The organism is Bradyrhizobium sp. Mp27 (genome assembly GCF_029953005.1).
In the GTDB taxonomy this organism is placed as follows: Bacteria; Pseudomonadota; Alphaproteobacteria; order Rhizobiales; family Xanthobacteraceae; genus Bradyrhizobium; species Bradyrhizobium barranii.
The window spans coordinates 1-9,541 of the sequence record NZ_JASAUS010000211.1 but is presented as its reverse complement, the minus strand read 5'-3'; the positions used below and the strand labels follow the sequence as shown (position 1 = coordinate 9,541).

Genomic DNA, 9,541 nt, shown 5'->3' with positions numbered 1-9,541 from the left:
ACCCCGGCGGCGACAGGCTCGTCGGCTATGCCGGCGGCATCTCGCCCGAGAACATCCACGGCGTCATGTCGGTGCTCGAGCAGACCACCGGTCGCTACTGGATCGACATGGAGAGCGGAGTCCGGACCGACGACCGGTTCGACATCGAGAAGTGCCGCGCCGTCTGCGAAGCCGTGTTCGGAGGCGGCTCATGACTGATCAGAATTCGCCGCAGGCTGCAGATTCCATGGGCATTGGAATTTGCGAGCACGGCAATCTTCAGTTCCGACTATACAACGCAGATGGCGAGATCTTCGCAACGGGCGCCTTCTCGTTCGAGCGAGGGTGTTTGTTTATAGCGGAGGCATGGGCGCTTCTTCAGAAATTCAAGAGCGAGAATGGGGGCGCACACTGATGCGACTCCTCGCCGCCCTCATCATTACAGCCGCGGCTTGTTGCGCCGCCTTCGTCTTACAGCGCGTGGCTGGCGATCCGCCGCCGGCGCCGTGGCACATCTCGCGGTGGCAACGATGACCGATATCCCGATCATGTTCTCAACCGCGATGGTCCTGGCTCTGCTGGCCGGGCGCAAGCTGATGACGCGACGGCTGGCGTGGAAAGATCCGGTCAGTTTTTATGACCCTGAGGATGATCAGGACGCTCAGGCTCCCAAGCTGCGGCGCCGCGGCTGGAAAGTCAGCGGCCGCGATGACCTGGATCACCGGATCGGGTGGCCGCCGACGCCGTGGCAGAAGGTGAAGCCTGGCGATCGCCTGTGGGTGCGCGAGGAATGGCGTGTTGGCAAGACCCATGAAACCAAGAAGCCGACCGAATTACCGGAGCGGAAATGCACCATCATTTTCACCGCTGGCGGCTCGATGGGGAATGCAGACGGAGGCTGGACTCCAGATCTGAATTACCCATCGTCCAAGCCCGGCACCTTCCCGGACTGGGCCGGGCGCCGGCGCGCTTCCATGCACCTGCCGCGCTGGGGATCTCGCATCACGCTGCTGGTCAAGGAGACCAAGATCGAGCGGCTACAATCAATCAGCGATGACGACTGTTTCTACGAGGGCCTGATCCCATACGGCGAGCGCGATCCCGACGGCCGCATCTTCTGCCATCCGTTCCGTGAGAACGAGGGTTGGATCGGGAAGGAGGCTTTCGGCGAGCTCTGGAAGCATCTTCACGGCGAGGAGTCCTGGGATGCAAATCCCGAGGTCGTCGCGCTGGGCTTTCGCGTCGTCAACGCCAACATCGACGCTCCGGAGGCGCAGGCAGCATGATCGGACTCTTCCGCATTGCGATCTATCTGGGCATTGGCGCGCTCTGTCACGTCTTCTTTGTGGGCGCGCACTTTGACTGGTCGTCGGCATGGACACTGGTTTGGCTGTTCGCATGGCCTGTTATGCTCTTCATCTGGTTCTGGGTGTTCGTCGCCGCCTTCATTCTCGTAGCCCTGATCGTTGTTGGCATCCTAGCGATGATGGGGAAACTATGAAGGAAACTCCTCCGCTTTGCTGCGCGGTCCCGGCTCGGCTCACCAACGGCGCCGAGATCTATCCGCGCCGGCCGGATCTCCGGACGAAGCCCATCTACATCTGCGACCGCTGCAAGTCTTACTGCGGCTGCCATCCGAACACGACCAAAAGCCTCGGCGTGCCGGCCGACGCCGCGACAAGGAAAGCGCGGTCGCAATTCCATGACCAGGTCTTCGATCCTCTCTGGAAGAACGCGGACAAGACCGGCGGCTACGCCAACGTCGATGGCCCGAGGTCGGCCAGCAAGATCCGCAAGGCGGCGCGGGGCCGGCTCTACGGCTTCTTGGCGGAGAAGATGGGGCTCGCTCGCGAGCACTGCCACACCGGGAGGTTCACCGTGGAGCAATGCCGGCAGGCCACCGAGGCACTGCGCGGGATCACCTATCCGATGGTGAGGAAGTGGCACGACGCCCGGAAGCAACAGCGGGAGCAGGCAGCATGAGCATGATGACCCCGAAAGAGGCCGAGATCGTCAAGGCCGTGATGGCAGCGCACCGGAAGATAGCGCACTTCGAGGCGGCCGCTCAAATCGCCTCGCGTAACGCAGAGGAAGTGGCGCGCTTGCTCCGGGAGAACGACCCCAGCGGTTACCTCTCCGAGATCCTGAGAGCCGGTCGCCAAGCGGAAGTCGTGACCGAGCTCGCTCGCGAAGCTCATGACGGCTTGGTCGAAGTCCTCAATCTCGCCGGCCGAGCCGATAAGGAGCAGTTGGCGCGCGCGGTCGCCGGCGCGGCGAAGGATACCATCGCGGCCATCCGGGGAGACGCCAATGGCTGACGTCACCGGTCCGATCTCGACCCTGCCTGGTGCCAGACACTCCGTCCCGAAGGGCCAGATGTGCGACCAGCACGGCGATCGGCCTGCTATCGCGCGCATCCAGGGAGAGACGGACTCCATGGGCAGCGAGATGAACGACATGTGCCAGGAATGCCTGGATCAACACATCGCGTGGAAAAACTCGCCGGAGGCCGCCGAGCATCGCAAGGGCACCTGCGAGTGGTGCAAGAACCCCGCCGACGATCTCCGCGATCGCCGCGACTTCGAAGAAGGCATGTCGGGCCGGATCTATCGCGTCTGTGGCGCCTGCGTGAAGAAACAGAACGAAGAACTCGCAGCCGAAATGGCGGAGCACGAAGACACTCTCGACGATCCCCCGGACGACGACGACTACGACTTCGATTAGTCGACACCACCAACAACAGGAGGCTTCACCATGCGCAAGACCATCAAGGCCGATCTCGTCATCATCGATCCCCAGAACGACTTCATGGATATCAAGCACGACGGCAGCGGCTGGGTTGGCGCCACCATGCCGGACGGCACCCTTTACCGGTCCACCCTGCCCGTGCCTGGCGCGCTCGACGACATGCGGCGGGTCGCCAGCATGCTGAAGCGCGTCGGCCGCCGGCTCAACGATATCCACGTCACCCTCGATTCTCACCGCGTCGTCGACGTCGCGCACCCCGGCTTCTGGCGCGGCCAGGACGGCAAGCGCCCGGCGCCGTTCACCATGATCAGCAACGCCGACATCAAGTCCGGCATGTGGGCTCCCCGCAATGAGTCCTTCCGCCAGCGGATGCTCGACTACACCGCCGCGCTCGAGGCCGCCGGCAAGTTCGTGCTGATGATCTGGCCGGAGCATTGCCTGATCGGCAGCTGGGGTCACAACGTTGTCGACGAGCTCCGCGTCCCTCTCGCCGACTGGGAGCGCGAAAACTTCGCGACCATCGACTTCGTCACAAAGGGCACCAACACTTTCACAGAGCACTACGGGGCGTTGATGGCGGAGGTGCCGGATCCTGCCGACCCGTCCACCCAGTTGAACGGCGGCTTCCTCAGTGTGCTCCAGGAGGCGGACGTTATCGGGATCGCCGGCGAGGCATCCTCGCACTGCGTCGCCACCACGATCCGACAGATCGTCGACAACATCGGCGACGCGCACCTGAAGAAGATCCACATCCTGACGGACTGCATGTCGCCGGTACCGCCGACACCCGGCAGCCCGGACTTTCCCGCGATCGCCGGCCAGTTCCTCAAGGACATGGAAGCGCGCGGCCTGGTGCTGACCACGGCCGACGACTTTCTGCGCTGACACCCCACCGCTTCAGAAAAGGAGACACCATGCCTCGTTTGGACCAATCCGCCGATGTCGAGACCCACGCCCTTGGCAACAACTTCTCGTTCACCGGCGCCCGCATCGAAGGGCTCGGCGCCACCGAGTACACACTCGTCGACATCGAGGTCGACATGAGCGGTTCGGTCTCTCCGTTCCTCGCTGACCTGATCGCGATGATCAAGGAGTCGGTCGGCGCCTGCGCGAAGTCGCCGCGCTCGGATAACCTGCTCGTTCGCGTCGCCGCCTTCAGCACCTCGTATCCCGGCGGCATCAACGAGGTTCACGGCTTCATACCGCTCGCCAGTATCGACCACGGCGCTTACGACCAACTGCACGCTGGCGGCGGCACGCCGCTGTTCGACGCCTGCTATGTCGGCGTCGGTGCGACCTTCTCCTACGCCAGGATGCTGTTTGACCAGGAGTTCAACGCGAACGGCATCAGCTTCACCATCACCGATGGCGAAGATACCGGCGGCGCTGCATCGCCGGCGATGATCAGGGCCGAAATCGATCGCGCCAAGAAGGAGGAATTCCTCGAGAGCCACGTCAGCGTGCTGATCGGGATCAACGCCGCGCATTGCGCCGCGGCTCTGGACCGCTTCCGACGGGAAGCCGGCATCACCCAGTTCATCGACGCCGGCGACGTCACCAAGGGCAAGCTCGCGAAGCTGGCGGCATTCGTGTCGCAGTCGGTCTCGAGCACGTCGCAGGCGCTGGGCACCGGCGGTCCGAGCCAGTCGATCGCCGCCACCATCTGAACCAAACCCGCCGCGGAGACCCCAAATGCGATTCACAGCCGACCACGCCTTCCATATCGGATCGCAGCATCTCCGCGGCGGCTTGCCGTGCCAAGACTATGCCATCTCCAAAACTTATCCAACTTTTGCCGGCGCGGTCGTCTCCGATGGCTGTTCGAGCGGAGGACGGACGGACGTTGGCGCTCGTGTCGTCGCGCACTCGACGATGATCTCCCTCCTCGAAAACCCGTTTCTTGACGAGCGATCCATCGACCTTCGGAGTCACCAGCGAGATCAACGAGCTATGATGGCGCTCTATCTCGAACCGGAGGACATGCTTGCGACTAGCCTCTATGTCGCGATCTGGGGCGACAAGGCTATGTCGAGAATCGTCGGCGATGGTGTTGCTGCGGCCGTCACCCGCGACGGTCGCTTGGTCATGAACCGCATCGAGTGGGCAGGCAACATGCCGGTCTACCGTGCCTATGAACGCGCCGACGATTACCAGCAGTTCATCGCGGCACACGGCGGAAAGACGGCTCAAGCCTATTCCCAACACGTATTCTCACCCGGTGGAGATCCAGTGGAACTTGTCATTCCGCTGACGGTGGAAGACGGCATCGTCGGCAGTTGCATCGACCATGATGTCCGAGGGTATAGCCACATCGCTGTCTTCTCGGACGGCGTCACCCAGGTTGACGGCATGGACTGGCGCGACGTCGTCACGGCGCTGATGTCCTTCAAGTCGACCGGGGGCGCGTTCGTGAAGCGCCGCATGCTCCGCTTCCTCAAGGACTGCCAGGCGCACGGCAAAGGCCCAATCGACGACATCGCGATGGCCTGCATCCACATCGATCACGAGGCGGCATGATGGCGCGCAGGGGCTCATTTGAGGTCACCCTCGAGGGACGCGGTGTGGTCACGCTGCGCGAGGCCGATTACGTCGCGTCGGGTGGTGAGGGCGCGATATACCGGACCGGCCAAACAGGCGTAAAGCTCTACACCGACACCGCAAAGATGGCGCGGGACGGCGTCGCGGAGAAGATCAAGCTTCTCGCCGGGCTCAAGCATTCCGGAATCGTGGCGCCGCAGGGCCTGGTGCTGGACGCCGGAAAGAAGCCGATCGGCTTCTACATGCCGTTCATCGCCGGCGGCGAGCCGATGTCGCGGGTGTTCGTCTCTGACTTCCGCGCCGAACCGGCTTCGGCGACGCCGACGCCATCGCCCTCTCCCAGTCCATGTTCGAGATTGTGCAATACGCCCACAGCAAGAAAGCGCTGTTGGTTGACGCCAACGAGCTCAATTGGCTGGCGATGATCAACCGCGGCTCCGCGCCGACGGCCGCCGTGATTGACGTCGACTCCTGGGCGATCGGGCGCTGGCCGGCGACGGTCATCATGCCGTCCATCCGGGACTGGAGCGCGCAGCAATTCACCGAGGCGACAGATTGGTTTGCCTGGGGCATCGTGGCTTTCCAGATCTTCACCGGCATCCACCCCTTCAAGGGTCGCATCGAGGGCTACAAGCCGGGCGACCTCGTTCAACGGATGAAGGATGGCGCCTCGGTCTTCGACAAGCGAGCGAAGCTTCCGCTGTCGGTCCGCGACTTTGCCTGCATCCCAGGCCCCCTCCTCGACTGGTTCCAGACCACATTCCAGGTCGGCAAGCGCAACACACCGCCGGCGCCTACGGCGAAGGGCAAACCGGCAAAGACGGCGCAGATCATGCGCGCGGTCACCACGGCGACCGCCGGCGCGCTGATCTTCGAGAGGCTCTTCGCGCGCGCCGGCGATCCCGTCGTCCGCATCTGGGCAAATGGTGCCGCCCTTCTCGCCTCCGGAGATCTCGTCGACCTGGCAACTGGTCGAGAGATCGGGGTTCCGATGCCCGGCGATGTCGAGGTCGTTCGGGTCGGGAACGGGTGGCTCGTCGCATCCGACGACGGCGTCGAGATCCGCGTCGAGCATTTCGCCGGCGATGGCAACATCTTCCGGATCAATGTGCCGCTGGCGCTGCGCAGAATCTTCCGCGCCGGCGAAACGCTGTTTGGCGTGACCCACCAGAGCATAGTCGAGCTCGATCTCCACGATCTCGGCCGGCCGATGCTGACGCCGGGCCGGCATTGGGTGGTGATGGAAAGGGCTATCACCTGGCTGGACGACGTCGCGGTCCAGGATGTGCTGGGGAATGCCTTCGTCATCCTGCCGCACACCGCCGGCATGTCGATCGTCCGGACGCCCGAGCTCGACGGCTTCGCCGTGGTATCGGGCAAGGCATGCGGCCGCTTCGCTGCCTTCACTGTCCTCGACCGGCGCGATGGCACGCACCAGCGCATCGAGATCACCTTCGACAAGGCGATGCGAACCTATCAGGCGTGGACCGGCCCGGCCGACGGGCCCGACCTCAACATGGCGATCCTGCCGCGCGGCGTCGCGGCGACGATCACCACCGACTTCGAGCTCACGGTGTTCGTGCCTACCAACGGCAACGTGAACAAAGTCCGCGATACCGGCGTCAACACCGCGATGAAGCTGGCTCGCTGGGGCGACCGCATCGTCTACATCGCCGACAGTGCCGTCTGGCAGTTGAGGATGGCGCCATGAGGAAACGTAAGTTCGGTCGCCTGATCGCGAAGCTTGCCCGGCTCAACTGGCGCCCTGTCTTCCATCGGACAATCGATAACCCGTCGGCGCCGGGTGGCAAGGTCGACATGTGGCTGATGGTCGACGATGACTCGGGCGAAGGAATTGTCTCGATCGGTTGTCCGCCGAACAGGCCGGACATCCCGGCCTATATAGCCGACTGCTGCATGAACCCCTGGATGGCAGTTCCGGATGACGGCGCTTCCATGATCGAGCTCGCGGTCAAGTTCAATCAGACGATCATTCAACACTATGGCGAAGGGAATGATGCCGCCTGCGACGCGAAGGAGATTGCCATTGCCTGCATGACGGTTCTCGCCGCTTACGTGAAGGAAGTCCCGGAGAAGTCTCGAGTCGAATTGGTCAACAGCATCTCGGCGCGCCTTCAGCCGCTGCGGGAGGGCCGCATCGGATGACAGCCCCCCTCTTCGCCGGCATCGGCGGTCACCAGACTCCGCGCCGCGTCCGTACAGACGTTTGGCTGACGCCGCCCTGGCTGCTCGAGCTCCTCGGCGGCTGGCAGTCCTTCGACCTCGATCCCTGCGCCTCGATCGACCAGCCATGGCCGACCGCACGGCAGCATTACACGGTCCGGGAGAACGGTCTGCTGCTGCCGTGGTTTGGGAACGTCTGGTGCAACGCGCCGTATTCCCGCGCTCTGCTGAGGCAGTTCATGGCCAGGATGGCCGAGCACGACCGCGGCATCGCTCTGATTTTTGCCCGCACCGAGACGACGACGTTCTTCCGCTACGTCTGGGATCACGCCAGCGCCGTGCTGTTCTGGCGCGGCCGCCTCGACTTCCTCAAGCCCGACGGGACTCCGGTTCAGCGCGACGACGGCAAGCCGGCGAACTCCGGCGCTCCATCCGTGCTGTGCGCCTATGGCGTCCGCGCCGCCGATACCCTCGCCGGCCTCGACGCCGCCTGCGGCCAATTCGTGCCTCTCCGGCTGCCGCGGAGCGTCGTTGCCCTGGCTCTGGCGCCGACCTGGCGCGAGGCGATCGCCGCTTGGCTGCGGCGCCAGCGCGGCCCCGTCGCGCTCGCCGATATCTACCGGGCCTTCGCCGGCCATCCCAAGACGGCCGGCAACCCCAACTACCAGGCCAAGATCCGGCAGGTGCTCCAGGAAGGCGCCGGCGTCAGGGTCAGCCGCGGACAATGGAACGCAGCATGAGCGATTTCACTCTGGACGAGAAATTCAACTTTGCCGAGATGCGTGCCCGCGAAGCGACTGCCGAGAAGCACTTCTTTGATGCCGCACAGCCGTTCTTTCCGCTCGGCTTCTCGGTTGGCAACCGCAACCACGGTCATTGGGACGTCTTTGCGCAAATGTGCCCCGGCAAGGCATCGGCATGGCAGGCTGCTCACCCCGAGGGATCAACGAGCGCGACCGACCGTGACCGCGAACGGGCCTTCCGTATCCGCGGTGAGCCGGGCAACGTCGTCGTCTTCGACGAGCGCTGGGATCCGCACCGACCTCACCCGCGCGAAACGCTGAAGTTTCGGAGCGTCTTGGCTGCCATGGTTTACATCATGGAAGAGCTCATGCAGGAGCCGGCGCAGTCATGACGGATCGAAAGATCATGCCGGTCGAGCAGTGTGGTGCCGTCAGCGGCTGCATGGCGAGCCCGCAGTCATACGCCAGCTATATTCGCTTCGGTGAGCCGACGCCAAAGCGCGTCGCGGCTCATGCCACCGAAGCACTGGAAGCCGCGCGTAAGAAGGACGTCGAGGCGCACGAGCGCAACGCCGCGGCGATCGAGAACAACAAGCTGGTTCGGGCCGATATCGAGATCTTCATGTCGAAGGTCGGCATGCCGAAGTCCTTCCAGACGAAGAACCCTCGTAGTTTTCGACGCACGATCACCAACGAGGCCGGCTACATCGGGGACATCAAGCGGTCGGTCCCGATCGACGACGGCTTCGCATCTGCAACAGTGACTTACAACGGGCTGAAGGTGAAATACGACGCCTTCGCTTCTGAGGCGGCACGCGCTGATGACATCGCCCGCGAAGAGGCTGAGGCGGTGGAGCAGCGCCGGCGATCCGAGCGGCTCGAGAACATCGAGTTTGCCAAGATCATCCTGCGCTACGGCCTGAAGGATGACGCCGAGTGGAGCGATGTCCTGAAGGAATTGCGCGGCCGCGACAAGCGGCTCGATCTTGCCCTCGCGATGGAGGACACCCGCGGCGACTGGTCCGAGGGATTCTATCGCGTCCGATACGCGATCGACCGCTACAAGCTGGAGACCGATCAGGACAAGGAGATCTTGGCCGATATCCTTCCGTACCTTTCCAGCGAGCATGATGACGGTCGCGTCTTCCGAGATACGAAATGGAATTACAACGCGCTCTACGAGCTCGTCGAAGACAAGCAACTCGTCATGGACGCACGACTTGCGCGCCAGAAAGCGAACCGCGAATGATCATCCGCTGTTGTGACGTCGAGACGACCGGGAAGGAAGCGACCGACGAAGTGGTCGAGATCGGCTGGCACGAGATTCGTGGCGGCACCCTCTACTCGAC

Annotated in this window: 15 protein-coding genes and 1 pseudogene; all 16 read left to right on the top strand. The window is 63.6% G+C overall.

Annotation, left to right across the window (positions count from 1 at the left end):
* A pseudogene (locus QJT78_RS45250) lies at nucleotides 1–194 on the top strand (phosphoribosylanthranilate isomerase); the annotation flags it as partial.
* Nucleotides 191–394, top strand: a complete 204-nt coding sequence (locus tag QJT78_RS45245) for a hypothetical protein (protein ID WP_157791216.1) — start codon at nucleotides 191–193, stop codon at nucleotides 392–394. The pseudogene QJT78_RS45250 and the gene QJT78_RS45245, both read left to right, overlap by 4 nt.
* A gap of 115 nt (nucleotides 395–509) precedes the next feature.
* Nucleotides 510–1,265, top strand: coding sequence for a hypothetical protein (locus QJT78_RS45240; RefSeq protein ID WP_038944883.1), 756 nt, complete (start codon nucleotides 510–512; stop codon nucleotides 1,263–1,265).
* Nucleotides 1,262–1,480, top strand: a complete 219-nt coding sequence (locus QJT78_RS45235) for a hypothetical protein (RefSeq protein WP_038944884.1) — start codon at nucleotides 1,262–1,264, stop codon at nucleotides 1,478–1,480. Before QJT78_RS45240 ends, QJT78_RS45235 begins: the two co-directional genes overlap by 4 nt.
* Entirely contained in the window at nucleotides 1,477–1,962 is a 486-nt protein-coding gene (locus QJT78_RS45230) for a zinc-finger-containing protein (protein ID WP_049807944.1), read from the top strand. Before QJT78_RS45235 ends, QJT78_RS45230 begins: the two co-directional genes overlap by 4 nt.
* A complete protein-coding gene (locus QJT78_RS45225; protein WP_157790124.1) occupies nucleotides 1,959–2,297 on the top strand; it encodes a hypothetical protein in 339 nt (112 codons plus the stop codon). The genes QJT78_RS45230 and QJT78_RS45225 overlap by 4 nt, the downstream gene beginning before the upstream one ends.
* On the top strand, nucleotides 2,290–2,703 hold the full coding sequence (locus tag QJT78_RS45220) for a hypothetical protein (protein ID WP_038944888.1): 414 nt from the start codon (nucleotides 2,290–2,292) through the stop codon (nucleotides 2,701–2,703). Before QJT78_RS45225 ends, QJT78_RS45220 begins: the two co-directional genes overlap by 8 nt.
* A 30-nt stretch (nucleotides 2,704–2,733) precedes the next feature.
* Nucleotides 2,734–3,612 (top strand): hypothetical protein, encoded by an 879-nt coding sequence (locus tag QJT78_RS45215; RefSeq protein ID WP_038944889.1) that lies wholly within the window; start codon nucleotides 2,734–2,736, stop codon nucleotides 3,610–3,612.
* Nucleotides 3,613–3,641: 29 nt separating this feature from the next.
* Entirely contained in the window at nucleotides 3,642–4,394 is a 753-nt protein-coding gene (locus QJT78_RS45210) for a hypothetical protein (RefSeq protein ID WP_157791217.1), read from the top strand.
* A gap of 25 nt (nucleotides 4,395–4,419) precedes the next feature.
* Nucleotides 4,420–5,244: a protein phosphatase 2C domain-containing protein gene (locus QJT78_RS45205; RefSeq protein WP_080586764.1), complete on the top strand. Its 825-nt coding sequence runs from the start codon at nucleotides 4,420–4,422 to the stop codon at nucleotides 5,242–5,244.
* Nucleotides 5,241–5,690 (top strand): hypothetical protein, encoded by a 450-nt coding sequence (locus QJT78_RS45200; RefSeq protein ID WP_281460652.1) that lies wholly within the window; start codon nucleotides 5,241–5,243, stop codon nucleotides 5,688–5,690. The genes QJT78_RS45205 and QJT78_RS45200 overlap by 4 nt, the downstream gene beginning before the upstream one ends.
* On the top strand, nucleotides 5,654–6,976 hold the full coding sequence (locus QJT78_RS45195; protein WP_162137033.1) for a hypothetical protein: 1,323 nt from the start codon (nucleotides 5,654–5,656) through the stop codon (nucleotides 6,974–6,976). Before QJT78_RS45200 ends, QJT78_RS45195 begins: the two co-directional genes overlap by 37 nt.
* On the top strand, nucleotides 6,973–7,431 hold the full coding sequence (locus QJT78_RS45190; protein ID WP_028154075.1) for a hypothetical protein: 459 nt from the start codon (nucleotides 6,973–6,975) through the stop codon (nucleotides 7,429–7,431). The genes QJT78_RS45195 and QJT78_RS45190 overlap by 4 nt, the downstream gene beginning before the upstream one ends.
* A complete protein-coding gene (locus tag QJT78_RS45185; RefSeq protein ID WP_028154074.1) occupies nucleotides 7,428–8,189 on the top strand; it encodes a DNA N-6-adenine-methyltransferase in 762 nt (253 codons plus the stop codon). Before QJT78_RS45190 ends, QJT78_RS45185 begins: the two co-directional genes overlap by 4 nt.
* The gene (locus QJT78_RS45180; RefSeq protein ID WP_155258212.1) at nucleotides 8,174–8,584 is read left to right on the top strand and encodes a hypothetical protein; all 411 of its coding nucleotides are present in this window, start codon (nucleotides 8,174–8,176) and stop codon (nucleotides 8,582–8,584) included. The genes QJT78_RS45185 and QJT78_RS45180 overlap by 16 nt, the downstream gene beginning before the upstream one ends.
* A complete protein-coding gene (locus QJT78_RS45175; protein WP_028154072.1) occupies nucleotides 8,581–9,441 on the top strand; it encodes a hypothetical protein in 861 nt (286 codons plus the stop codon). The genes QJT78_RS45180 and QJT78_RS45175 overlap by 4 nt, the downstream gene beginning before the upstream one ends.
* Nucleotides 9,442–9,541: the final 100 nt, after the last annotated feature.

Coding starts and splice junctions, on each gene's coding strand:
- QJT78_RS45245 (WP_157791216.1), top strand. CDS start 191: ATGACTGATCAGAATTCGCCGCAGGCTGCAGATTCCATGGGCATTGGA.
- QJT78_RS45240 (WP_038944883.1), top strand. CDS start 510: ATGACCGATATCCCGATCATGTTCTCAACCGCGATGGTCCTGGCTCTG.
- QJT78_RS45235 (WP_038944884.1), top strand. CDS start 1,262: ATGATCGGACTCTTCCGCATTGCGATCTATCTGGGCATTGGCGCGCTC.
- QJT78_RS45230 (WP_049807944.1), top strand. CDS start 1,477: ATGAAGGAAACTCCTCCGCTTTGCTGCGCGGTCCCGGCTCGGCTCACC.
- QJT78_RS45225 (WP_157790124.1), top strand. CDS start 1,959: ATGAGCATGATGACCCCGAAAGAGGCCGAGATCGTCAAGGCCGTGATG.
- QJT78_RS45220 (WP_038944888.1), top strand. CDS start 2,290: ATGGCTGACGTCACCGGTCCGATCTCGACCCTGCCTGGTGCCAGACAC.
- QJT78_RS45215 (WP_038944889.1), top strand. CDS start 2,734: ATGCGCAAGACCATCAAGGCCGATCTCGTCATCATCGATCCCCAGAAC.
- QJT78_RS45210 (WP_157791217.1), top strand. CDS start 3,642: ATGCCTCGTTTGGACCAATCCGCCGATGTCGAGACCCACGCCCTTGGC.
- QJT78_RS45205 (WP_080586764.1), top strand. CDS start 4,420: ATGCGATTCACAGCCGACCACGCCTTCCATATCGGATCGCAGCATCTC.
- QJT78_RS45200 (WP_281460652.1), top strand. CDS start 5,241: ATGATGGCGCGCAGGGGCTCATTTGAGGTCACCCTCGAGGGACGCGGT.
- QJT78_RS45190 (WP_028154075.1), top strand. CDS start 6,973: ATGAGGAAACGTAAGTTCGGTCGCCTGATCGCGAAGCTTGCCCGGCTC.
- QJT78_RS45185 (WP_028154074.1), top strand. CDS start 7,428: ATGACAGCCCCCCTCTTCGCCGGCATCGGCGGTCACCAGACTCCGCGC.
- QJT78_RS45180 (WP_155258212.1), top strand. CDS start 8,174: ATGGAACGCAGCATGAGCGATTTCACTCTGGACGAGAAATTCAACTTT.
- QJT78_RS45175 (WP_028154072.1), top strand. CDS start 8,581: ATGACGGATCGAAAGATCATGCCGGTCGAGCAGTGTGGTGCCGTCAGC.